Annotated in this window: 19 protein-coding genes; 8 read left to right on the top strand and 11 right to left on the bottom strand. The window is 47.3% G+C overall.

Annotated features, from left to right (window positions below; translation table 11 throughout):
* Positions 1–314: 314 nt before the first annotated feature.
* The 3 genes from NLBNIHML_RS24875 to NLBNIHML_RS24865 form a co-directional block, all read right to left on the bottom strand.
* Positions 315–1,256, bottom strand: a complete 942-nt coding sequence (locus NLBNIHML_RS24875; RefSeq protein WP_339240486.1) for a DUF1963 domain-containing protein — start codon at positions 1,254–1,256, stop codon at positions 315–317.
* A 149-nt stretch (positions 1,257–1,405) separates the two neighbouring features.
* On the bottom strand, positions 1,406–2,695 hold the full coding sequence (locus NLBNIHML_RS24870; RefSeq protein ID WP_339240485.1) for an ammonium transporter: 1,290 nt from the start codon (positions 2,693–2,695) through the stop codon (positions 1,406–1,408).
* On the bottom strand, positions 2,692–3,111 hold the full coding sequence (locus tag NLBNIHML_RS24865) for a hypothetical protein (RefSeq protein WP_339259688.1): 420 nt from the start codon (positions 3,109–3,111) through the stop codon (positions 2,692–2,694). The genes NLBNIHML_RS24870 and NLBNIHML_RS24865 overlap by 4 nt, the downstream gene beginning before the upstream one ends.
* A gap of 284 nt (positions 3,112–3,395) precedes the next feature.
* Between NLBNIHML_RS24865 and NLBNIHML_RS24860 the strand changes: the two genes are divergently transcribed.
* On the top strand, positions 3,396–3,887 hold the full coding sequence (locus tag NLBNIHML_RS24860; RefSeq protein ID WP_494353017.1) for a DinB family protein: 492 nt from the start codon (positions 3,396–3,398) through the stop codon (positions 3,885–3,887).
* A 133-nt stretch (positions 3,888–4,020) separates the two neighbouring features.
* Here NLBNIHML_RS24860 and NLBNIHML_RS24855 read toward each other — a convergent pair whose 3' ends face one another.
* Entirely contained in the window at positions 4,021–4,524 is a 504-nt protein-coding gene (locus NLBNIHML_RS24855; RefSeq protein WP_494353016.1) for a GNAT family N-acetyltransferase, read from the bottom strand.
* Positions 4,525–4,820: 296 nt separating this feature from the next.
* Entirely contained in the window at positions 4,821–5,921 is a 1,101-nt protein-coding gene (locus tag NLBNIHML_RS24850; RefSeq protein WP_339259683.1) for a M23 family metallopeptidase, read from the bottom strand.
* Positions 5,922–6,142: 221 nt separating this feature from the next.
* Between NLBNIHML_RS24850 and NLBNIHML_RS24845 the strand changes: the two genes are divergently transcribed.
* From NLBNIHML_RS24845 to thrS, 3 genes are all read left to right on the top strand, one after another.
* Positions 6,143–6,904 carry a response regulator transcription factor gene (locus NLBNIHML_RS24845; RefSeq protein WP_494353015.1) on the top strand — a complete coding sequence of 254 codons (762 nt, stop codon included), beginning with the start codon at positions 6,143–6,145 and terminating at the stop codon, positions 6,902–6,904.
* Entirely contained in the window at positions 6,901–8,661 is a 1,761-nt protein-coding gene (locus NLBNIHML_RS24840) for a sensor histidine kinase (RefSeq protein WP_339259679.1), read from the top strand. Before NLBNIHML_RS24845 ends, NLBNIHML_RS24840 begins: the two co-directional genes overlap by 4 nt.
* Positions 8,662–9,133: 472 nt before the next feature.
* On the top strand, positions 9,134–11,134 hold the full coding sequence (gene thrS / locus NLBNIHML_RS24835; RefSeq protein ID WP_494353014.1) for a threonine--tRNA ligase: 2,001 nt from the start codon (positions 9,134–9,136) through the stop codon (positions 11,132–11,134).
* Positions 11,135–11,181: 47 nt separating this feature from the next.
* Here thrS and NLBNIHML_RS24830 read toward each other — a convergent pair whose 3' ends face one another.
* Positions 11,182–12,045 carry an SDR family oxidoreductase gene (locus NLBNIHML_RS24830; protein ID WP_494353013.1) on the bottom strand — a complete coding sequence of 288 codons (864 nt, stop codon included), beginning with the start codon at positions 12,043–12,045 and terminating at the stop codon, positions 11,182–11,184.
* Between the two features lie 103 nt (positions 12,046–12,148).
* Here NLBNIHML_RS24830 and NLBNIHML_RS24825 point away from each other — a divergent pair, with 103 nt between their 5' ends.
* The gene (locus NLBNIHML_RS24825; protein ID WP_494353012.1) at positions 12,149–12,691 is read left to right on the top strand and encodes a hypothetical protein; all 543 of its coding nucleotides are present in this window, start codon (positions 12,149–12,151) and stop codon (positions 12,689–12,691) included.
* Between the two features lie 56 nt (positions 12,692–12,747).
* The gene (locus NLBNIHML_RS24820; protein WP_494353011.1) at positions 12,748–13,479 is read left to right on the top strand and encodes an MBL fold metallo-hydrolase; all 732 of its coding nucleotides are present in this window, start codon (positions 12,748–12,750) and stop codon (positions 13,477–13,479) included.
* A 611-nt stretch (positions 13,480–14,090) separates the two neighbouring features.
* Here NLBNIHML_RS24820 and NLBNIHML_RS24815 read toward each other — a convergent pair.
* Complete coding sequence (locus tag NLBNIHML_RS24815) at positions 14,091–15,305, bottom strand: PQQ-dependent sugar dehydrogenase (RefSeq protein WP_494353010.1); 1,215 nt, start codon at positions 15,303–15,305, stop codon at positions 14,091–14,093.
* Between the two features lie 271 nt (positions 15,306–15,576).
* Here NLBNIHML_RS24815 and NLBNIHML_RS24810 point away from each other — a divergent pair, with 271 nt between their 5' ends.
* Positions 15,577–16,665, top strand: coding sequence for a M24 family metallopeptidase (locus NLBNIHML_RS24810; RefSeq protein WP_494353009.1), 1,089 nt, complete (start codon positions 15,577–15,579; stop codon positions 16,663–16,665).
* Between the two features lie 287 nt (positions 16,666–16,952).
* On the opposite strand, the gene NLBNIHML_RS24805 is transcribed toward NLBNIHML_RS24810, so the two are convergent.
* The 3 genes from NLBNIHML_RS24805 to NLBNIHML_RS24795 all read right to left on the bottom strand — a co-directional run bounded on the left by NLBNIHML_RS24805 (position 16,953) and on the right by NLBNIHML_RS24795 (position 19,972).
* Positions 16,953–17,306: a hypothetical protein gene (locus NLBNIHML_RS24805; protein WP_339259664.1), complete on the bottom strand. Its 354-nt coding sequence runs from the start codon at positions 17,304–17,306 to the stop codon at positions 16,953–16,955.
* A gap of 209 nt (positions 17,307–17,515) precedes the next feature.
* Positions 17,516–18,199, bottom strand: coding sequence for a queuosine precursor transporter (locus NLBNIHML_RS24800; RefSeq protein WP_339259662.1), 684 nt, complete (start codon positions 18,197–18,199; stop codon positions 17,516–17,518).
* Positions 18,200–18,574: 375 nt separating this feature from the next.
* Positions 18,575–19,972: an L-cystine transporter gene (locus NLBNIHML_RS24795; protein ID WP_342572226.1), complete on the bottom strand. Its 1,398-nt coding sequence runs from the start codon at positions 19,970–19,972 to the stop codon at positions 18,575–18,577.
* Positions 19,973–20,323: 351 nt separating this feature from the next.
* On the opposite strand from NLBNIHML_RS24795, the gene NLBNIHML_RS24790 reads away from it, so the two are divergent.
* Complete coding sequence (locus NLBNIHML_RS24790; protein ID WP_494353008.1) at positions 20,324–22,024, top strand: methyl-accepting chemotaxis protein; 1,701 nt, start codon at positions 20,324–20,326, stop codon at positions 22,022–22,024.
* Between the two features lie 265 nt (positions 22,025–22,289).
* Here NLBNIHML_RS24790 and NLBNIHML_RS24785 read toward each other — a convergent pair whose 3' ends face one another.
* Entirely contained in the window at positions 22,290–23,834 is a 1,545-nt protein-coding gene (locus NLBNIHML_RS24785) for a cobyric acid synthase (RefSeq protein WP_494354760.1), read from the bottom strand.
* Positions 23,835–23,960: the final 126 nt, after the last annotated feature.

Genomic DNA, 23,960 nt, shown 5'->3' with positions numbered 1-23,960 from the left:
GACAGAAAGGACCTGAAGAAGCGGAGCTAAAAACTTTCTGCAAGAAAGCTGCTTCGGAAGCATACACTTCGCCTACAAGCTTTCTGCAAGAAAGCTACATCGGAAGCATACGCCACCCCGGATTTCCCCTTTATAAAAGGAATTAAAAAAATCTGGGGATAACAGCGATCGGAAAATTGTTCTGTCATCGGAGTGTGCAGTGTAAATATTCTTTAGTTCAATTTATATAACAATCTACGAACAAAAAAGTCCTTCCTCCTTCTTATAGACGGGATTCAGGACATTTTGTTGCTTATATGAATTCAAATCTTTGCTCAACTTGAGTATAACGAACAATACGTATGTTCGAACCGTCCAGCTTCCAGGTCAGACTTGCGAATGAAAAATTGCAGTTCCCCGCAATCCCACCATTGAAAACCTATGGCGTCATGTGTATCTATCTTCAACAGCAGCAGCGTATCGGATAATTCCTGCCATGTCCGATCCTCATCTCCGCCGTAATGCTTGGTCAGCTTATCTTCACACGCCTGCTCATTATAATCATATTCTTCGCCCATTGCGATCTGTAATAAGGCCCGATGCTCGGCATCCGGATGCTGCCCATCAGGATATCCAAACATACCACCCCAGTTCAGCGTACTTGGATGATTCCAGCTCGACTCGAATTCAAGGTATCGGTCATACAGACTTACTTCCGCTTCGGTCTCATCGGTCTCAAGCAGAGACGGCGAGAGCTCGTTCAGTGCGGCGGTGTCAATATATGCATATGTAGGAAACTCAAGATTAGGCAGCACAGTCACCGAATGTGCAACAAACGGTGCTCCATCTAGCGCGGTATCCCCTTCAGGTTCTCGCCTTATCAGATTATGAGAACTTGGCTCAAAAATCACACGATGTTCAATGGGACAAGCAGATTCGTCCGTGCCAACGAAAAAGTATAACATTCCACGTTCAGGCAAAGTCCCGCGCCCATCATTCGGCGTATACGGCGACAAATCCACCAGGTTCAACTGGGCCAGGAAAGTCATTGGAATGCCTTCTTTTGTTACGGGCCATTCCATGTGACTCGGCAAATCCGGATGTCCACCCACACGTGAGTTTCCTGTCCTGCGATATTCGTCCAGTGTGGACACATCGAGGCGAATTCCCCAGCGGCTTGAGGACAACAGCAGATCGGCAGCAACTCCCAAACCATACTCCTCAAGTGTTTTACGGGCTTTTCTGGTCAGACGTTCACATTGTTCTGGCTTAATCATATAGATCCTCCCCTTCAGACAATACACCTATGCTGAGACATATTCAGGTTCACACCTGTATATTCTTCCGCCCGGACGTCTTTCCCTGCTTCTAGCAAAAAAAGAGACTGACATTGCTTGTCAGTCTACTTCCTTATCCTATATTCCATTTAACGATTTGGATCAGAGGACTGTTCCTGGTAAGCACGCATATGCTCCTCACCGTCCAGGAATTCATGGGCTTGATGAGCTGCCATCACACCATGATAGCTGATATCCAGACCCAGATCTTCCTCTTCCTCTGTCGATCGTACAGGCACAATTTTGCCAATCAACTTTAACCCGATCCAGGTCATGGCGAACCCCCAGATAACCAGGGCTGTAAGGCCAAGTGCCTGAACACCCAGCAGCCTCCAGCCGCCGCCCATGAATAATCCACCATCCGTAGCAAACAGACCTACAGCAATCGTGCCCCACATTCCGGATACGGCATGCACCGGGAAAGCACCAACTGGATCATCAATCTGCCGACGGTCCAGCCAGTTGGTGGCAGCCATCATCAATAAGCCGGATACCGCCCCAATGAATATCGCGGCTACATCACCAACAAAAGCACAGCCTGCCGTAATTCCGACCAGTCCCGCAAGCGAACCGTTAATGACCGAGGGTGCATCTGAACGATTGAAGCGGAATAACGTGTACAGCAATGTAACTGCACCACCCGAAGCCGCGGATAACATCGTAACAATCGCAATGTGACCAATTCTTACATCCGTGGCGCTGAGTGTACTACCCGCATTGAAGCCAAACCAGCCGAACCATAACAGAAATGCACCCACAGATGCTAGTGGCAGATTGCTCGGAAGTGCAATAGCACTTACGCCAAGAGGCGTGTATTTCCCTTTACGCGGACCAATGATAATTGCAGCAGCCAGTGCCGAGAATCCGCCGAGTGCATGGATGACAGCCGAACCGGCAAAGTCCTGCATCCCCAGCTGACTAAGCCAACCGCCGCCCCATGCCCAGTGTCCACCAATTGGATAGATGATCGCCGTCATCAATATGATATAGAGTAGATAGGCACGGAAGTTGATCCGCTCAGCTACCGCTCCTGAAACGATGGAGATAACAGCAATCGTAAAAGCAGCCTGGAACAACCAGAATGTCTCCAGCGATACCGGTACGTCCAGATGAGACAAATCCCCATTCAGGAAAAATCCCGTTACTCCCACAAAACCACCAACGTCCGAACCATACATCAGTCCAAAACCGATGGCATAAAACAGCAACGTTCCAATTGTAATGTCAGCAAAAACCTTCATAATAATGTTCACACTATTTTTATAACGAACAAAGCCAGCCTCGAGCAGGGCGAATCCACCCTCCATCAATAAAATCATCGCTGCACTCAGTACGACCCAGACCGTATCGATCCCGGTGCTTAACGTTTCCAAAGTCATGCTTGTACATCCTCCGTTTCACTAAGCTGTCTGAGCTCACGGATGGTATCGGGCGCTAGCTCAATCTCGTCCCGCTCAATGCTGTCCGGATGCTTGATTCGTTCTGCGATCTGATCCAATTCACGTATGCGTCTGCGAATCTGTTCCATCTTGCGAAAACGTTCCTTCACCTGAACCATATATTCCACCGCCTGATGATGGGTTGCAGGGCGTCCCGCAAACCATTTGCGCACGGTCGACAACGATTGATAAGCGACCTCTTCCGCTCGACGCTTCTGTTCGAACTGTTCGATCTTCTGCTTGAGCGTTTGAATCTCATTTTCTTTTTTGACCTTCAGCCGTTCGATAAGGTACAATAAATCGGACGATGATATTTGCAATGCTGTGTGGTGATAAACCTCGTCGATTACTAACATATCATGTCAGGACTCCTTACATATCAAGTTACTTGTACCGATTATAGTTTGCCGGGGTTCGCCCGTCAATCTTTTTTTGGACTTGGCATAGATTGAAATGAACCGTTCAGAGAGAACGGCTTTTTTTATTGGGTACATAATACATCTAACAAGGCGAATCTTGCCTGGATTCGCCTTCACTTATTCCATCCCCTATGCTTATAGAATAAGCATCCACATTTGGGGTAATGAACATACACAGACACCCTCATCACAGAAAACGTATATAAGGAGAGGATTACACGATGTTTACTCGTAATGACGATATACGCAGCCAAATCTGGGAAGCCGTCTCGGGGCTCGAAGAAGAACAATTGAACCGGAAGCCTTCACCCAAACAATGGAGTATTATGCAAGTACTACGTCATCTGAATCTGATGGAAAATGTAATTGGAAAACAAGCCCGCCTTGCACTCGAAAAGGAACAGGTGGTGTCTGTGGACAAAAAACCATATGAACTATCGTTGGACCGCAGCCGCTCCGTCGAGGCACCACCCCATCTTCAACCTCCAGCAGCGCCTGAAGCACTCGAAGACGTACGCACCGATCTGGACGAATCTCACCAAGCGTTAAATAACTTTGCATTGGATCATGATCCTGATCTGCTGCGCAGCAAGTCCTTTCCTCATCCCGTATTCGGTGAGATGGATCTTACCCAATGGATTGACTTCGCAAGTTATCATGAGGAACGCCATCTGGGACAGATTCAAGAGATTAAGCATCAACTTTGCGTATAAGCACTAGCTACACTTTCACATAGTGAAGAATATATGTACGACAAAAAAACCTCCAATCCTATAAAATAGGTTGGAGGTTATCTTCAGTGTTCTTATGTTCCGTATAAATTATGTTACGAAATAAGAACGGTACTTATATTTTTTTGCCTAGTATAGCCAAATCTCTGTTCACACCATCCAGCACGGCCACTTCGGGATAATATCCCCACTGTTCAAAACCATGCTTGCGCAACAATCCCAGACTCGGTTCATTATGCCCGAAGACAAATCCGAGAATGGTCGTAATTCCAAGTGCAGGACAAGCCGCAAATACCGTTTCAAGCAAACGTCCACCAGCCCCAATTCCGCGGCATTGCTGATCCACGTATACACTGACTTCCACCGTTCCATTATACGCAGGGCGTCCATAAAACGAGCTGAGACTTGCCCAAGCTACCACATGACCTGCCTGCTTCATCACCCAAAGAGGACGATGATCCGGTGAATGGTCCTCGAACCACGGAACACGTTGCTCCACTGTCACCGATTCCAAATCCGCTGTTACCATACGGCTTTCAATGGTGGAATTATAAATCTCTACAATCCTCGGCAAGTCCTCCAGGCGCGCATATTCAATCTGCACATCTTCCAGCTTCATCTATACTCCTCCATTAATCCAGATCGTTCTATATCATAGAGGATATTATAATGGAAAATAGAAGTTTTCGTCATCTCTTACATTCTGACAGAGAAATCTTTATATTTTTAAGTAAATATTTACACGACAACGGAGAGGACAGAACTAATCAGAAGAAGCGCAGCGTGCGCCTTTATCCCCGGATTTTCCCCTTTATACAAGGGAATCAATAAAATCTGGGGATAACAGCGATCGGAAGATGGTTCTGTCCGCGTAGTAGTTAAGTGTAAATTCAATGCTTTAACTTATATATAGAATTACTCTGGAAGTCCCTGAATGGTATTGCCACGAGTTAACTGCTGACTCTGGTCAGCCCAGCGAATGTTCATCGAGCGAGATGTGAACAGATCGGGGCCGTCCGATACCTGGAAGTGCAGATGGGCTTCACTGGAGTTACCCGAATTACCTAGCTCACCGATAGGGTCTCCCTGCTTGAGCTTATCTCCTTTTTTGACCGAAACACTGCCTTTCTTGATATGTGCTGTGATGCTGTATTCACCGTTGCCATGGTCAATAACTACATAGTTACCCGCCGGCTCTTCCGGATTCATCACACCCGGTACATTGTCCGGAATATCGTTCTTGATTTCGACGACCGTTCCATCCGCAGCAGCATAGAGTGGTTCACCAAAAGCATGGTAGTTTTCATTTTCCTTAGCATCACCATGATAACTTGATTGTTCTTTTGTCCGAACGATATCCAGTGCATAGCGCTGGGTTTCATGCTCATAATGATAATTCGACATTACATCTTGACCTCCCCAGAATACATACCATTCCCCCTTCATCGGGAATTGGAACTCGGTTTTGGTGAGTTTGTCATCTGTGTCTTCATGAGCTTCCAACGGTTGAATTGACAGACCCTCAATCAGATTTTCGTCGGAAAAATAGGCGCGAATTCCTTTCGTCCCTGTCTGATCCTTCCAGGCAACCTCGGTTAATTGATTCATTTCGGCGTCTACCACTTGCTCCCACGATTCAACACCCTCCAGAAAAGGATCAGCGGTCGTTTTAAACTGCTCAAGCGTTACCGTTTCCTTTAATTCCGGGGAAAACTGGCTATAGATTGCATCCTTTGAACCGTTCATCAACGTATCTATGAAATTGTCCGGTGTAACCACTGCGCTCACCTCTGAAGTGGAGTTCTGCTCCTGATTGGTGTTCTCGCTCGCTTCATGATTGGACGCCTGTTCGGCTGACTGCTGCTCCGCCTGGTCGGAAGTAATCGCGTTGCCATTGCCGCAAGCAGACAATATCACGCAAGCTCCTAGGGTTATTGCAAGGACCTTCCAGCCCTTTCTATGCTTAACGATCTGATGTGTCTGTTGCTCTGTTTTCATATGACCTTCCCAGTTCATTTTCAACATCCCTTCTGCTAATTCATTATACTTTCCAGTTAAGTGTACAGAATGAGTCTTATCCTTCGTCTAACCCCAACTTACCAGTAGTTAAACTCACCATGTCTTCTTAGGTTGCATAATTAAGACTCCGTTAAGATAGCATGTACGCTATACATCCCCATAGGATGGTATGATTATCAATACACACAACGGAAGTACCAGGAGGTCATTTTCTAACTATGGATAACGTCTCAATACTGCTTGTAGATGATGAACAAGCGATTCTGCATATGCTCAAAACCGTTCTGCTCAAAGAACAGTTTCTCGATATCGACACCGTAACAACAGGTGAAGCTGCCATTGAGGCTTGCAACAACAAGACGTATCATTGCATCGTGCTCGACATCATGCTCCCTGGCAAAAGCGGACTGGAAATCTGTCCTTTTCTACGGCAGGTCACCGATGCGCCCATCCTGTTCCTGACGGCCAAGACAACCGATTACGACAAATTAACGGGATTCGCTGTTGGTGGCGACGATTATGTGGCCAAACCTTTTAATCCGCTAGAAGTCGTTGCACGAATTAAATCCTTACTGAAGCGTTATTTGCCTTCAAAAACAGCTGCCATCTCGGAGCACATCCCATCGAACGTAAATACGTCATCTCTAAGCATGCCGGAAGGTGTGTACGACTTTGGACGATTTCAGGTGCTGGAATGGGCCGCTGAGCTTCGAGTTGAAGGAGAATCCGTATCCTGTCCGGCGCTTGTGTTTCAACTGCTGCTCTTTTTCTGCAAACATCCCAATCGCATCTTCACCAAGTCAGATCTGTATGAGCGGGTCTGGGGCTCAGAGGCCATCAGTGATGACAATACCGTGATGGTTCATATTCACCGCATTCGGGAACGCATTGAAGCAGATCCTTCCAATCCAGTGTATCTCGTTAACGTCCGAGGTCTGGGATACAAGCTCATTCAGACGGAACATGTGTCACGCCCATGAGTATTCGTCGCAGATTAATGACCCGGTTTATCGGAATGCTTGCGGGAGCCGTCATTCTGATCATTCTTCTTGGGTCTGTAGCCACTTACTGGGTCGTGCAAAAGGTTAATGAAGTGAATTTGGTGGATGATTTTGCGCTTAACGGTCTGGATCAATTGATTAATACAGCAGAATTCATGCCAGACAATACCATCAAATATGATCCCAAGTTGTTAAAGCAAGTGGATAAATATCAAGGCTGGCTCCAGGTGTTGGATGAACAAGGCAACGTCATTGATGATTATCACGCTCCCGCCGATGTTCCTACTCACTATAAACCGGGAGAATTGATTGCATATTGGGAAAATCAAAAGCCTTTCCCTTATCAGATTGTCATACTCATCCGGGAGAAAAACGGGAAGAATTTCACTTTGTTGTATGGGGAGAGTAACCCGGCCAAATCGCTCATCAATAATATTCGTTCAGACCTCATTCTGACCAACGGGAAGTTTACTCTTCAACCGGGCCGACAGGAAGCCCTTCTTGCTGCTCATGCCTATCTTCAAGTCTTGGATGCGTCAGGACGAGAACTCTCCTCCTTTAACAAACCAGCTGTGGGTGTACCAAGCGAATACACCCTTCAGGAGTTGGTCTTGCAGATTCGCTATCCAAGTCGATCAGGCAAGTCTACTGCTACATGGTACGATGAGAAGAATGGAACCACTTGGTTGATTAGCATCCCTGGCGAGGCAAATGGTACAGGGAATTCGAATCCCTACCGTTTTATTCTGGAACCGGCATTGGTTATATTGATCGTGTCCATCATCATTCTGCTTATCTTGCTTGCCTTCTGGTATGCCAACCGATTCGGCTCGCCCATGCTGCATATGCTCCAATGGTTACAGCGTCTGGAGCGAGGTCATTACGAGGAACCTACCGGAGCCTTCGGAGTGCCTCGCAGTCAGCGTCGTAACGGTAAGTGGAAGCGCAAATACAACGTGTATGCTGAAGTGCTTCGCTCCATGCAGGCCCTATCCTACACGTTGAAGCAAGATGAAGAACTTCGGAAACAGACCGATTCACTTCGGGAGGAATGGATTGCTGGCATAACTCACGATCTGAAGACGCCTCTATCCTCCATCCAGGGATATGCCCATATGCTTGAAGCAGATAAATATAGCTGGACCGTGGAAGAAGTCAGGGAATTTGCAGGCATTATGCTCGATAAATCCATGTATATGGACAGGCTTATCAATGACCTTGCCATGACCTATCGATTACGCAGTGGCGGATATCAACCTGTGGTGGAAGAGACTGACGTAAATACGTTACTCCGTGATCTGATCCAACGCGCTGAACGAAACCCGGCTTATGGGGAAGGTCGCATTATATTCCAACCTTCCGAAGTGCCTGTGTATGGACTTGTCCATATTCCTTCGTTTGAACGAATTGTGGATAACCTGACCGCCAATGCCCTTCTTCATAATCCACCCGAGTCCATCCTCGTGGTCAGTGTGCACTCTGGTGAACATGCAGATGCATTCAGTATTCAGTTTGCCGATAATGGACGAGGCATGGACCCCGAGACGGTATGGAAGTTATTTGAACGATATTATCGCGGTACAGATACAGGTACATCGGACGTTGGATCAGGGCTGGGCATGGCCGTAACCAAAGGGTTGATTGAGGCGATGAAAGGGCATATTGAGGTACAGTCCACCCCTGGTGAAGGAACGATCATTCGTTTAGTATGGGATGGGCCGTCCGTAACGAATTAAAATGTTCCGCTTGACCTTTCCATTTTCAGTCTATATAATCGACACTCAATAACACCTGTTCCCATATATTAATATTGAATACAACACATTTCAGGATCATCTGATGAGTTGATCTAACATATTTGGCGATGACCAGAGACAAGATTTCGTTTGCGTGCTGCCCAGAGAGAGAAGGGATTGGTGAAACCTTCTTCAGCGAACGGACCGGAATTACCCCTCTGCAGCCGTGAACTCGAACCTCAGCATCTCGGACTCCCCTTGGGATGTTCGGCTTGTTGCCAGTAGAGTGCACCGCCTGATCCCCGATAGCGGATTCCAATGAGGGTTATGATGTTTCCTGTTCACGGCGGCTGGCCGAGAGCAGAGTGCACCATAACCAAATTAGGGTGGAACCACGAGCCAAGCGCACTCGTCCCTTTTCCGGGACGGGTGTTTTTTGCGCTTTCATTTGATGAAATGGAGAGTGGTTCACATGAGCAAACAGGAAAACAGTAACTCCGCAAGCAACAAATCAGGTAACGAAATTAACAATCAAGCCAATGATCTGCCACCATCCAGTCAATCCATTAAGGTCCGTCTGCAAGGTGGAGATGTTCGTTCTTACGAAGCAGGCATCACTGTGGGTGCAGTCGCCTCATCCATCAGCACAAGTCTTGGAAAACAGGCGATCGGCGGTATTGCAGATGGTCAGAATATCGATCTCGATGGGGTGCTTGAGCAAGATTGCGAACTCGTCATTGTTACTTTGGACAGTGCGGAAGGCCTGTATCGTTACCGTCACAGCGCAGCACATGTGCTCGCACAGGCGCTCAAACGCATCTACGGTGCAGAACAAGTGAAACTGGGTATCGGCCCAGTCATTGAGGATGGATTCTATTACGATGTTGATCTGGAACATGCCTTGTCCATCAGTGATCTAGCTGCCATTGAGCGGGAAATGAACAAAATCATTCAGGAGAATCATAAGATCAGTCGGCGGGTCGTTAGCCGGGAGGAAGCCCTCCGCATCTTCGGAGCAATCCAGGACCCCTACAAGCTTGAACTCATTCAGGATTTGCCGGAGGACGCCGAGCTTTCGATCTATGATCAAGGAGAGTTCTTCGATCTGTGTCGCGGTCCCCATCTCCCATCCACTGGCCGGATCAAGGCGTTCAAGCTGCTGAATGTGGCTGGTGCGTACTGGCGGGGTAACTCGGATAATAAGATGCTGCAACGTATCTACGGCACTGCTTTCCCAAACAAAGCCCAGCTGGATGAACATCTGCACATGCTCGAAGAAGCGAAAAAACGGGATCACCGCAAACTCGGTAAAGAGCTTGAACTATTCATGTTCTCCGAAGAAGCGCCCGGCATGCCCTTCTATCTGCCTAAAGGCATGACTGTTCGTACTGAACTGGAGCAATTCTCGCGTGAGCTGCAATTACAGGAAGGTTATCAGGAAGTACGGACTCCGCTCATGATGAACAACCGGCTGTGGGAGCAATCCGGCCATTGGGAGCATTACAAGGACAATATGTACTTTTCGGAAGTGGACGATGCAACGTTTGCACTGAAACCAATGAACTGTCCTGGGCACATGCTGATCTTCAAAAATACACTCCATTCCTACCGCGAATTGCCAATTCGCATGATGGAATTCGGTCAAGTTCACCGTCATGAATTCTCAGGTGCCCTGAATGGCATGATGCGTGTGCGGACATTCTGCCAGGATGATGCGCATCTCTACGTCATGCCAGAGCAGATCGAGGACGAGATTAATCAGGCGATCTCACTGATCGGCCGTATGTATGATATCTTTGGATTCGAATATAAAATTGAGTTGTCCACTCGACCGGAAGATTCCATGGGATCGGAAGAACTGTGGGATCAGGCGGAACGTGCATTGCAAAATGTACTGGATCGCCGGGGCGTGGAGTATCGCATTAACGAAGGAGACGGTGCCTTTTATGGACCGAAAATTGACTTTCATATCCTTGATGCACTGAAGCGCAGCTGGCAGTGCGGAACAATCCAGCTTGATTTTCAAATGCCGGAGAAGTTCGACCTCACTTACATTGGTGAGGATAGCCTGAAGCACCGTCCAGTCGTGATCCATCGTGCCATCTATGGTTCCATCGATCGTTTCATCGGTATCCTGACTGAGCACTATGCAGGAGCGTTCCCACTTTGGCTCGCACCTGTGCAAGTGAAGCTGCTGCCTGTATCGGATCATTACGCAGATTATGCGCTCCAAGTCCAGAGCCAGCTCCGGGCTGCGGGCATTCGGGTAGAAACAGATCTGCGCAGCGAGAAACTTGGATACAAAATCCGTGAAGCCCAGATGGAAAAAGTACCTTATTCGCTCGTGCTTGGTGAGAATGAGAAAAATGCCTCATCTGCCTCTGTCCGTGCATACGGTCAGGGAGATCAAGGCATTCAACGTATTGAAGCTTTTATTGAACTGGTTCAACAAGCTGTGAAGGCAAAAATATAAAAGTTAATGCGACCTGATTCATTGGTCAATCATCAGCTTGTGTTGCATTACAACTTCTCATCAGGCTTTAGCCCGACCTGTTCTTCGCTCCACGTCCAGAAACGCTCAGCTGAAGTATCATCAACGGCATGCGCCTTCAGCTGCTGCTCTTTCTGTTGATAGAAGTAACGCCCGGTGATGCCGACAACATCTGGGCTTGTAGCCAGATAAACAGCCGTTCGCGCCCCTTCTTCAGGGGACAGAAAAAAGGGAAGCTTGCCTACAAACGCCATAATGCGTGTGCCAAATCCGGTATTGCGATCTACACCAATACTCGTGCCCACCGCACCAGGATGCAGACAGTTCACCGTAACCGATGTACCTGACAGTTTACGGGCCAGCGCTCGAGTGAACAACACATTAGCCAATTTGGATTGGGCATAGCTTTTGATCGGATTATAACCTTTGTGCAGATGTGGATCTTCAAAGTGGATTTTGCCGGCCTTGTATGCACCTGACGACACGTTCACAACCCGTCCCTGCGTTGCAGCTTTTAGAGGTTCGATCAAAAGCAAAGTCAGCAGAAAATGACCCAGATGGTTAATTCCGATACTCTGTTCGAACCCATCTGAGGTTTCCTTCCGCTTAATCATCACCACTCCCGCATTATTAACCAGAACGTCAATGCGATCATGACGCTCGCGGAATGTGCGGGCAAACTGGCGTATACTTTCGAGTGAACCCAGGTCACATAACATCAATTCAATTGCAGAAGAGCCGGACAGACGCACAGCCTCCTGAAGAGCATCCTGTCCGCGCTTCTCACTGCGGCATGCCATAATTACGTGATATCCTTGCTTTGCAAGTTCAATGGTGGTTGCCAAACCCATCCCTGAGTTGGCCCCTGTTACAATTGCTGTCTGAATGGACATGAGTACTTCCCTTCTGAACCAAAGGTTCCGAAATTAGAGGCGCGACGACGGACAATATGAGATAATGATAGGATCACATCTCGGTTTCCATGGGAGGACAAGTATGCTGACCAAAGATGACTTCAAAAAAGTTAAAAAACAAGCCAAACTTGAAATCGCACTACTCGAACAGGAATATCAGGAGATCTTGCAAAACGTTGATTCAACGCTGTATGAAAAATACGGTATTTTGAACAAAGAAGAAACACGTGAGTTCACCCGAAAACGCAAAAACCGAAGATATGCTTCACTGGTTATCGAACTATGCGCCATCATTGAACAGATGTTACATCAACTGTACAGACACGTATATCAGAAAAAGTTTAATTCGACCCAGCTGATGAAAACTCCTGCCTATCGGGCACGCTCCAACATGGAGATCATTCAAGCTGAACTGAGTAAAGAGCTCATTGCTCTGGAATCCGAAAAAGAACACTTCGCTGAAACCCTCGGTCTGGTATTTCAGACAAGGAACAAACTTGTTCATGATAACTTTTCGTTTGTCTCCATCATTAAGGATGGCAGTAATGAAGAAGAAACGTTCGAATCACTGCTCCATACGGTCAAAAAATATAGAAAACACTTAAAATATAATCGCCCTGAATAACAACAATTATCGCTAAAAAAGAAAAGGAGGTGTACCGGACTACGGTCCGGATTACCATGAGCCATTCAACAACTTCAATTACTGTGCTACATCTTCAGATTCCCACACCTTCCGGGAACAGCCCCATATTCCCCGTCATGCTTCGTGATGAAGATGGCGTGACCTTGGTGGATACGGGCATGATTGGCCAATTTGCTGAACTTCAATCCGCATTGGAACACGAGGGCGTACATCTCTCGGACGTCAAACGTGTGATTATTACACATCAGGACATCGATCATATCGGTAATCTGGGCGCTCTTCTGGATGCTATCCCCGATCTGGAAATCTGGGCACATGCCGATGAGATTCCATATCTAAATGGTGAGAAACCTTTGATCAAGTTCACTCCTGAACGTCGTTCTCTGCTGCCTGCGCCCGTTCTGGCACTGGCAGACCAACTTCTCTTGCAGCTGCCCGAAGTGAACATCAGCAGAACGCTGGCAGACGGAGACCTTTTACCGCTTCAAGGAGGTACACAAGTCATTCATACACCAGGACATACGCCAGGCCATATCTGCCTGTATTTCGTTGAGCAGCAACTACTGCTTGCTGCCGATGAACTTCGTGTGGTTGATGATGAACTCGTTGGCCCTGCGCCACCTGCGACACCGGACATGCCTGAAGCACTCCGAAGCTTGAAGAAACTGACAGACCTTAAACTTGATAAAGTTCTCTGTTATCACGGCGGAGAGTACACCAATGATCCGGCTCAGCGTATTGCCACACTTGCGGAGAGCGCAGAATAAATATAGAACGCGGAACTGTGAATGTTCTGGCGACCATAACGCATCCTTTTAAATCTTGTAGATTGGTGTGGCACACCTACGTTGTACCCTCTTCAGGATTAGGATGACACATCCTTTACAATCAAGGAGCTGTCCCATAAGTCATGAATTTGACGGGACAGCTCCTTTGATTAATTAAGCATGTACATCTACTTCCATACTGGTATTGACGTATGGCAGATCCTATTGCGCACGATATGCACGCAGTATCTTATATTACACCGCTATATTTCACCACGCATGTGCACAGAATCTTTCTCCTTCCCGTTTGGCAAAACAATCCACCGAAAAATCCGTAACGTGAGTGTCTGATTTTTGACAGAGTCCCACCTTTAATGAATTGGGCACACTCTAAACGCTATAGCTGTTTTGTAACGAATCTGAGACACCCTATACGCAGTATTTTGAGTATCAAGATTTTCTAACGAACTCCAGACACCTTATTTACTCATTTCGTTGATTTTCCCGCAGGTTTCGAGTGAATTTTGGCAATATAACGTGGCTGAGGTTCGTTACATTCTACAAACGCCATTAAACCTCTATTTAAGGTGTGTCAGGTTCGTTAGAATAAATTAACTCTCCGGCGTAAGTACAATCAGCTTGTCATCCCCATCCCGTGGCGTTCCTCGTCCATCCCGATTGTTCGTAAGCACATATAACTTTCCGTCCTCGCCAGCACTCACATTGCGAATCCGTCCCCACTCATCTTCGAAGATCGGTTCCACCTTCTCCACCTGTGTACCGTCTTCCGAAAGAGTAATCTTCAGCAACTGCTCTCCACGCAGATTTGCGGCAATCAGTGAGCCGGCCCAAGGTCCTTCTTCAACAAAAGCTACACCAGACGGCGCCCACGTATCATTCCCACTATGTGCGAGTGGAGCCTGATATGCACCATTGTCATCGTCGTCTCCCTCCACCTCGGGCCAGCCATAATTCTCACCCGCTACAATCCGGTTAATCTCATCATGATTACGCTGACCATGCTCAGTCGCATAGAGATAACCGTTGTCCGGGTTCCAGGCCAGTCCCTGTGCATTGCGGTGCCCCATGCTGTACACAGGTGAATTCGGCCACGGGTTGTCTGCAGGGATCGATCCATCGAGACCAATCCGCAGTATTTTACCCCCAAGGCTATCTTTTTTCTGTGACAGTTCCGGTTCATATCGCTCACCTGTCGTGATATAGAGCAACTTATCCGGGCCAATCTTGATACGCCCACCATTATGATTCGTTCCGCCTGGAATGTTACCAAGCAGTTCTTTGTCTATGACGGCTTTCTCCTCAGTCACTTTGAGGCGTAACACCCGATTGGCAATGTCGTCGCCTTCCAGATAGGAGTGGTACGCATACAAATAACCGTTCTCCTCAAAGTCCGGATCAGCTGCAAGACCCAACAGCCCTCCTTCACCTTCTTCATTAAACGGAGCTGAGAATTCAATCAATGGTTCAGGGGCCAGTTTTCCATCCTCAATAATCCGAATTGCACCAGGGCGCTCCGTTACAAACATCCGACCATCAGGCACACTTACAATCTCCCAGGGTGCATTCAATCCTTCAACCAGAACGGAAGCCTGATACGGAATAACCGCCTCTCCCTGCGCTCCACCCTCACTTCCACTCGAACCGGAGTTGCCTCCATTGGCTGTCTTTCCCTGACCGGTTCCCTGTCCCTGAGACGACGTCTGCTCTGTTCCACTAACAGAGGGATCGGCTGAAGAGCATGATGCTGTTAACAGTGCCACACTTAATAATGAAGCATACAGTGGAACGGTTCCTCGATTATTCATGATTACATCTCCCTTCGCAGATCGTACTTTTGTATAAAATAACGAAGCTAAACCTCAACGTATGGTTAATCTGTTGTTTTTATGTTGTTCTCTATAGTTGTGATGCTATTATTCATGTACAGCGGTTTCGCCCTGTATTACCCTTCACACCAGCCGCTCAAACGAAGAATTCAAGGGATTCAACCGATCTGAAATCACTACAGTTTGGAATTCCATCATATTCTTTTATAATAGAAAGATAGTAAGAATCGAAAGGTGGACAACTACACTTATGAATCAAAACCCTTTATCCCGTCTTGAAGCCGATCTGTCCGGGCAAGGATTGGACGCCATGCTGATCACAGATCCGAAACATATCTACTATTTAACTGGATTTGCGAGCAATCCGCATGAACGCTTCCTTGGTCTGGTTCTCGCACGCGGCGAAGAGCCCCTGCTGATTGTACCCGCACTTGACGCTGAAGCTGCGGCAGCCGCTTCTTCGGTATCCAACATTGCAACTCACACGGATACGGATAATCCGTATGCTTTGTTTGATCGTTATCAGGGGTGCTTGGGCCGAGTCGGTCTTGAAAAAGAATACGTGACGGTCGCACGTTATGAGCAGCTTACTGCCGCTCTTGGTGCTGCCAGCTTCCAAGATGTAGGCCCGTTGCTTCGCACATTACGTGTGAAAAAAACACCCGATGAGGTCGCCCGCATTCGCCATGCCATTCATCTGATTGAAGAAACTCTCCGTCAAGGCCTCTCTCATGTTCGCACAGGCGTAACCGAGATTGAACTTGTCGCCGAGATGGAGTATCAGATGAAAAAACTGGGAGCTGACGGCCCTTCCTTTGATACCATGGTGCTCACGGGACCCAAAACAGGTCTGCCACACGGGACACCGGGTGAACGGAAACTGCAACATGGTGACCTGTTGATGTTTGATATGGGTGTGTATGCTGCAGGATATGCTTCGGATATCACGCGTACATTTGCCTTTGGTGACATCTCACCTGAACTCAAAACCATCTATAACACGGTGCTCGCAGCGAACGAAGCGGCTATCCAAATCGTAAAACCCGGCATCACCTGCGCAGAAGTGGATCGTGCGGCACGTCAGGTCACGGAAGAAGCAGGATACGGCGAGCGCTTTATGCATAGAGTAGGACATGGACTGGGTATTGACGTACATGAGTATCCTTCTCTCCATGGAGAGAATATGGACATCCTGAATGAAGGTACCGTATTCACGATTGAACCGGGCATATATACCGCAGCAGGCGGCGTGCGTATCGAAGATGATGTGATTGTGACCGAGACGGGTATCGAAGTTCTGACAACATATCCAAAAGAATTGCAAATCCTTAGCGACTAATCCAATTGGATCTATGTCAAAACAACACCATATCCATCTATGTTCAGCCGATCTTGCATCATGAACCGCACTGCACGAAACTGCGCTGAGCTGTATCTTCAAAATAATATACTCCTTAGGCGTACGCCTCAGGCCTATATACAGAAAGAGTAGCAAGTACAATCGCGAACGCAAAATCCCGCACATCCATGATATCATGGGTTGCGGGATTTTATTTATACGAAGCATATTCTTAAATTACTTCGTCTGCATTCTATGTGATCTTATTCCTGCTCATTCAATCATCATTAGTTAAACTCATGCGTGATATCCTGCCAGGATTCCAGCTGTGGCAGCTGTTGCTTCCCCCAATAATCCAGAAACCATTGAATAATTCCAGTCGCATCTGTCGTCTTGCAGCCGTAATGACGGAAACCGTCCTCACCTTCCTGCAACCGAATCTCCGCCACCATGTGCCCTGGTTCCTCAAGCGCAGCAGCCTGCAAATACATACTTCCCTCCACCAGCTCCGAAGGTACAAGTACTACGTATTCCTGCAATTCCAGATTGGTAATCAAATCCACCAATAGTGAGGCATTAATGCTATCATTCTCGTAGGTTGTGCCATTGCTTTCCAGTGTATAACGCAGTGTAGAGTACATATGCGATTCCCCTTTGGTTGATATCATCGTTGGATAATGATACATGCTCATAACGACAGGTTGTTTATATTATAACTTTTTCATAATAATGTAAAAAGGGTTTATCTTGTTTCGGGGACATGTGTTTTCTATAAAAAATCCCCTTGCAGAGTCCGAATTATAATGGACTGCACAAAGGGTGATTTTAAGTGATCCTCTTTGAATATTCTTTAAACTTCTTCCTTAAACTTAAAGCTGCGTGCAGCATACAGGAACGGTGTTCCAACCGCAGTTAATACAAATTTGATAATATACGTGGTCAGGAAGATCTCCAGCCATACATCCCAAGGATAGATGAACGCAAACGCGATTGTGCAGAACACCAGTGTATCCACAAATGAACTGATGATCGAACTGCCGTTGGTACGAATCCACAACTGATTGCGCCCTGGGGCCACCTTGCGTAACCAGGAATATAATCGTACATCCAGGAACTGACTGATGAAATAGGCGGTCAAACTTCCGAGAGCCAGACGTGGCAGCAGACCGAATAATGTTTTCATCGAATCCTGTGCAAAGTCCGTCGGTGCCGGCTCAAAGAACAACACCATCTGCATCAGAACCGTGGTCATGATGAGCGTAAAGAATCCGAACCATACAGCTTTGCGCGCTTCACCTGGTCCATATTTCTCATTGAGCAGATCACTGGTCAGGTACATGCTGACATACATCGTGTTGCCAAGCGTCAGTACAATGCCCATGATATCTATCGTTTTGGTCACCTGAATGTTGGCTATAACCGTAGCCACACCAATCCAGGCATAGAGACCTTTTTTACCGAACAAGCGGTAACACAACAGGAAAAATCCATAAGTTACGAGAACGAAAACCGCTCCCCACCCTAAGTTAAACATAAATACATACACTGCCTTCCTAGTTTTGATTACGCGGGATGGTTACGAACCGCGGTTTGGCTCAGGGCCAAAACATGAATACTCTATCACATTTCTCGTCCCATGAACAGAACTAAATAACTCCAAGTGTGCATGAGTCACTACGACCCTCCTATATTCCATGTGTTCCTCTCGACCATACTACGCTTTTCCTACCTCCATCTCTCTTACCACGAGCATCAAAAAGTATACGGATTCACACAACATGCACAGGTTTGATGATGTGATGGCTACAAAAAAAACCGCCCTCCGGATTCCTCCGAAGGACGGCTTTTCTCACTTGGCTTGCAAAAGGCTCTAGCTATCTTTCCACGAGCCTCTATCCAATCCAGTCTATTAAGCCTGAACAGCTGAATCCAGCTCACGGCTCTGATCATTGAATGTGTCATGATCATTTTCTTTCAAAATTTTGCTGGTTACAAGTCCAGAAGTCATGGACCCGTTCACGTTAAGCGCTGTACGACCCATGTCGATCAGCGGTTCAACAGAGATCAGCAATCCTGCCAAAGCTACAGGCAGGTTCATGGTGGACAATACAATCAGGGAAGCGAACGTTGCCCCGCCGCCAACACCTGCCACACCAAACGAACTGATCATAACAACAAGGATCAACGTCACGATGAAGTCCCAGCTCAGCGGGTCGATGCCGACCGTTGGAGCAATCATCACCGCCAGCATGGCCGGATAGATCCCGGCGCAGCCGTTTTGCCCAATTGTAGCACCAAAGCTTGCAGACAGATTCGCAATCCCGTCCGATACGCCCAGTTTCTTCGTCTGTGTCTCCACATTCAGCGGGATCGACGCTGCACTTGAACGGGAGGTGAAGGCAAATACCAGTGTTGGCAGAACCTTTTTCACATACGTAATCGGGTTGAACCCGGACAGTGAGATGATGATCAGGTGAATGATAAACATCACGATGAGGGCCACGTAGGACGCAATGACGAATTTGATCAACTTGAGAATTTCATCCGGATTCGTGGTCGCCGTCACTTTGGTGATAAGGGCCAGAATCCCGTATGGCGTAAGCCTGAGCACCAATGTTACAATCCGCATAACCACCGCGTATACGGCATTAACCATACCTCGGAATGTTTCCGCCTGTTGTGGTTTTTTGCGATCCAGTCCAAGTACGGCTACACCGATGAACGCGGAGAAGATAACGACCGCCAGTGTGGATGTACGACGTTCTCCTGTCATATCTGCAAATGGATTCGAAGGAATAAATTCCAGCACTTGCTGCGGAATGGTCTGATCCTTCACATCAACAAGACGTTCCTCCATCTTCTGACCCTGGGCGATCTCACGATCTCCACCTTCAATTTCAATGGAAGTCAGGTTAAAGCTAAGGCTCGTTACAATGCTGACCCCTGCAGCAATCGCTGTGGTGATCAACAGAATGGCAATGATGGAAACACTCATCTTACCGAGATTTTGCTTGCCCTTCAGATTCATGATGGCTGAGATGATCGACACCATGATCAATGGAATCACAACCATTTGCAACAAACGAACATATCCTGAACCGACCAGATTGAACCAATCGACTGATTTCGTAACTACATCAGAACCTGATGAGTACACCAATTGAAGAATAACCCCGTACACAACCCCCAGTCCAAGACCCGCAAATACGCGTTTCGTAAAGGAGATATGCTTTTTCTGCATCCAGTAGAGGATGCCAAGTAAAGCAAGCATCACCACTACATTCAATATGATTAGAAAAGTATCCATTTCTTTAAATCCTCCTCAGGCATGTGTGTAACCGGAACATATCCGATTTTCTCTTCTATTTCTTGCACTTCCAACAAGACATTTTACAATATACCATATAACAAACTATTCTGGTAGGTATTAATTGATATTATGTAATATGTATGTAACAGATTCATCAATTTCTGAAAAAAATACACCAATTCGTGAAAATTGTTCTATTCAACCTCCGGTTAATTTTGTAATATAGGTATATCCGCTTATTCCCAAGTTTTCTCAACATATAATTTAGGTCTTTCTTCATTGGTAGATAGGTCTTATGAGTACGGAAAAGCGATAATGTTAATGAACTTGACGTGAAAGGATGATCATATGTTTCGTAATCGCACCGTTGCCGGTAAAATCAGAGGCACCTTGTTCCTCGTTCTGCTGGTTGCTTCTCTGTTGTTCAGTATTAGTTTCTATGCCGTGTCGATGAATATTATTCAAAGTTACGTTCTACCGCAGTTCGACAAAGTCCTAAACACGTCCATTCAGGATATATACAAGAATACTTCTGCCTCCAAAATCCTACAGGTACAGAGTGGCGGAGCCGGTTCAGAAGGTGCTGCCATGACCGTGGAATCGTATCTGGCCGAAAAAGCAAAAGAACATAATCTAGATGCGGTTTACGTTGTTGCTATTCAGGACGGCTCAGCCAAAGTCGTTGTAGCCAACTCTTCCTCAGGTATGAAAGCCCAGGATGAGATCACTGTAGAGCCAGCAATGAACACAGCCATCGAGAGCAAAGAAATGGTAATCAGCGAAGTCTATTCGGATTCCTTTGGTGTACATAAAGCAGCATTCATTCCAATTGCAGGTAGTAATATGATTATGGCTGTGAGCATGGACGCCCAATTCATTCAGGATAAGATTACCCAAATTTTCTGGCTATGTCTTGGGATTACAGCATTAGTCTTTGTGCTCGGTTGGCTGATCTCCACTAGTATGATCAAAAGAGTAACCAAACCGATCATCAAGCTTGTCCAACATAGTAAACAAATATCCCAAGGTGATCTGACCGCTGAACTCCAGATCAAAGGCAAAGATGAAATTGCCCAGCTCGCTTCAAGCTTCCAGACGATGACACATAATCTGAAAGAAATGATCAGTCGTGCCTTGTCCACGTCCAATGAAGTGGTGTCAGGCTCCAATGACCTGCTTCAACGGGTTGAATCGATGTCTGGTATGGTACGGAACTCCAGCCGCTCTGCAGAAGATGCAGAGAAAGGCAGCATCAGCATTGCGTCAAGCGCATCCGAGAACGCCAGAGCCATGGAGGAAATTACGCAGGGCATCATGCATATTGCTTCATCTTCTGCCGAAGTATCCGAGCAGATTGGGGAAGCAGCCAATGAAGCAGTTAACGGTAACCGATTGGCTCAGAATGCCGTTGAGCAGATGGAACGTGTAGGCCAGACAGCAAGTGAATCACTACGGTATGTGGAGACCATGAATGAACGTTCGGTAGCCGTAGGTACCATTGTTGCTTCCATTTTTGAAATCACCAAACAGATCAACATGCTGTCACTCAACGCCTCCATTGAAGCAGCACGTGCCGGAGAGCATGGCCGCGGATTCGCTGTCGTTGCCGGAGAAGTTCGCAAACTTGCCGAACAATCCAAAACAGCCACAGAGGAAATCTCGGATTATCTGGGCACCATTCGAGAAGACGCTGAACGGTCTGTTGATGCCATGAACCGTGTTACCCAGGAGATTGGTTCAGGTACAACTGTTGTTCAACAAGCAGGCTCAGCCTTCCAGCAACTGAATGAATTGATCCAGAACGTCAATCTGACCATTCAGACCGTCTCTGCTTCGACACAACAAGTATCCGCTGGTGCTGAAGAAGTAAGTGCGTCCGTTGAAGAAACAGCACAGATTACGTCCAAATCCCGTGAGAGCATGTTACAGATTGCTTCAACAGCAGATCATCAACTCAGCGAGATGGATTCACATTCGGATACGGTTCGCCATCTGCATGAACAAGCTGTAGAGCTGCAATCCGCCATGAAGAAATTCAAAATAAACTAACAGGTAAACCATTAACCCATCATCACATGATTTAAACCTTGTTTAATCATAGGATATACAATACCCCCATGCCGCTAACATTCCGTTTCCAGAGAACGGTTTGTCGGACATGGGGGTATTGTTGTATAAGAACTGTTTTATGACGATTAACAAATGCATTTAATCCATTTCAAAATCAATACCTGAGCGTATTAATCACATTCCCATATTGATATATCACTTGATGTTTTCTCGCTCAGATCGGCTGTTGACTCTGTTCTCCTGCTCACTCCGGTAACTTAATACCCATTATCTCGTACACACGCTGCATATCCAATGCCGAACGCAATGATTCGGCTACCCGATCGAACTCCATCTCTTTACGTTCATGCGCACTGTATGTCTCCTGAAGCGGAACCAGTCCTTTTCCAACACGTAAACCATTCAGCCATGAACGTCGGAATTGATCACTTTCAAACAAACCATGTAGATAAGTTCCCCACACCCTGCCATCCGTTGTGCCCCAGCCTTCATGGAATGGTTCACCACCTGGATGGGAGATTTCAAACAATCCGGTGACATGCTCCGGCTCGTGGCACTCCGTAACACCCATATGAATCTCATATCCGTTTACAGGTAATGAAGCGTCAGCTGCATCTTGTTCACTATACAGACGAACAGGATGATCAGGCTGCACTCGACCGGAAGCTCTAACCGTCTGTTTGTTCTGAAGAAACGTTGTCGATAGCGGAAGCCAGCCAAGTCCCTTCGCTTCCTGAATCTGATTTGCCTCCACAGCAAATGGGTCCTTCAGATGACGTCCCAGCATCTGGTATCCGCCACATATGCCTACGAGCTGGACATGCTCACGCTCGGTCTGGCTGGCGATTGCCTGCTCCAGACCAGACTCACGCAGAAATCCCAGATCCCCTATCGTATCCTTCGTACCCGGCAGAAGAATGGCATCCGGACTGCCCAATTCCTCTGGCGATGTCACGTAACGCACATTCACATCCGGCTCACGAGAAAGTGCATCGAAGTCTGTAAAGTTGGAAATTCGCGGATATCGGATCACCGCCAGATCCAGCTCGGTTTTGCCGGATTTCCCATGACGCATGGAGTCCAGCACCACTGAATCCTCTGCTTCAATCTGAATATCTCTTATGTAAGGCAATACACCTAATACTGGAATGCCTGTCCGTTCTTCGAGCCAATCGAGTCCAGGCTGCAACAGGGACAGATCACCGCGAAACTTGTTGATGATAAAACCCTTCACACGCTGGACCTCATGCGGCTCTAACAGCTCCAGTGTGCCAACGATGGAAGCAAATACCCCGCCCCGATCAATATCAGAGATCAGAATTACCGGTGCATCAGCCCAACCTGCCAGATTCATGTTGACGATATCCCGATCCTTCAGATTGATCTCGGCAGGACTGCCCGCCCCTTCCATCAGCACAATATCATAAGTGTCCCGTAGCCGGTTCAACGCATCCATAACCGTCTGCTTTGCTTCTGGCAGGAAATGCTGACGGTAGTCCGAAGCACTCATCTGGGCAAAAGGTACCCCATGCACCACGATCTGCGAATGCATGTCCCGCACCGGCTTGATCAAGATGGGGTTCATGTCGGTAGTCGCCTCAATACCGCAGGCTTCGGCCTGTGCCCCCTGGGCCCGACCAATCTCCTTGCCATCTTCCGTCACATAGGAATTCAGCGCCATATTCTGTGACTTGAACGGGGCTGGCTTGAAGCCATCCTGCTTGAATATACGGCATAATGCCGTTGTGATGACACTTTTACCCACATCGGAAGCCGTCCCTTGCAGCATGAGTACTGCTGCTGTTTGCTGTACAAGCTTACCCTCCACGATCTCTCCCCCTGTCTACGTGTTATCTCCAGATCACCATGCTGCCAACCTCATGCGTAACGCTCTCCAAACTGCTTCACACTTCAA

This window comes from Paenibacillus sp. JNU01 (assembly GCF_059130585.1).
This window is presented reverse-complemented; position numbering and strand designations above follow the sequence as displayed.

Coding starts and splice junctions, on each gene's coding strand:
- NLBNIHML_RS24875 (WP_339240486.1), bottom strand. CDS start 1,256: ATGATTAAGCCAGAACAATGTGAACGTCTGACCAGAAAAGCCCGTAAA.
- NLBNIHML_RS24870 (WP_339240485.1), bottom strand. CDS start 2,695: ATGACTTTGGAAACGTTAAGCACCGGGATCGATACGGTCTGGGTCGTA.
- NLBNIHML_RS24865 (WP_339259688.1), bottom strand. CDS start 3,111: ATGTTAGTAATCGACGAGGTTTATCACCACACAGCATTGCAAATATCA.
- NLBNIHML_RS24860 (WP_494353017.1), top strand. CDS start 3,396: ATGTTTACTCGTAATGACGATATACGCAGCCAAATCTGGGAAGCCGTC.
- NLBNIHML_RS24855 (WP_494353016.1), bottom strand. CDS start 4,524: ATGAAGCTGGAAGATGTGCAGATTGAATATGCGCGCCTGGAGGACTTG.
- NLBNIHML_RS24850 (WP_339259683.1), bottom strand. CDS start 5,921: ATGAACTGGGAAGGTCATATGAAAACAGAGCAACAGACACATCAGATC.
- NLBNIHML_RS24845 (WP_494353015.1), top strand. CDS start 6,143: ATGGATAACGTCTCAATACTGCTTGTAGATGATGAACAAGCGATTCTG.
- NLBNIHML_RS24840 (WP_339259679.1), top strand. CDS start 6,901: ATGAGTATTCGTCGCAGATTAATGACCCGGTTTATCGGAATGCTTGCG.
- thrS (WP_494353014.1), top strand. CDS start 9,134: ATGAGCAAACAGGAAAACAGTAACTCCGCAAGCAACAAATCAGGTAAC.
- NLBNIHML_RS24830 (WP_494353013.1), bottom strand. CDS start 12,045: ATGTCCATTCAGACAGCAATTGTAACAGGGGCCAACTCAGGGATGGGT.
- NLBNIHML_RS24825 (WP_494353012.1), top strand. CDS start 12,149: ATGCTGACCAAAGATGACTTCAAAAAAGTTAAAAAACAAGCCAAACTT.
- NLBNIHML_RS24820 (WP_494353011.1), top strand. CDS start 12,748: ATGAGCCATTCAACAACTTCAATTACTGTGCTACATCTTCAGATTCCC.
- NLBNIHML_RS24815 (WP_494353010.1), bottom strand. CDS start 15,305: ATGAATAATCGAGGAACCGTTCCACTGTATGCTTCATTATTAAGTGTG.
- NLBNIHML_RS24810 (WP_494353009.1), top strand. CDS start 15,577: ATGAATCAAAACCCTTTATCCCGTCTTGAAGCCGATCTGTCCGGGCAA.
- NLBNIHML_RS24805 (WP_339259664.1), bottom strand. CDS start 17,306: ATGTACTCTACACTGCGTTATACACTGGAAAGCAATGGCACAACCTAC.
- NLBNIHML_RS24800 (WP_339259662.1), bottom strand. CDS start 18,199: ATGTTTAACTTAGGGTGGGGAGCGGTTTTCGTTCTCGTAACTTATGGA.
- NLBNIHML_RS24795 (WP_342572226.1), bottom strand. CDS start 19,972: ATGGATACTTTTCTAATCATATTGAATGTAGTGGTGATGCTTGCTTTA.
- NLBNIHML_RS24790 (WP_494353008.1), top strand. CDS start 20,324: ATGTTTCGTAATCGCACCGTTGCCGGTAAAATCAGAGGCACCTTGTTC.
- NLBNIHML_RS24785 (WP_494354760.1), bottom strand. CDS start 23,834: ATGCTGCAAGGGACGGCTTCCGATGTGGGTAAAAGTGTCATCACAACG.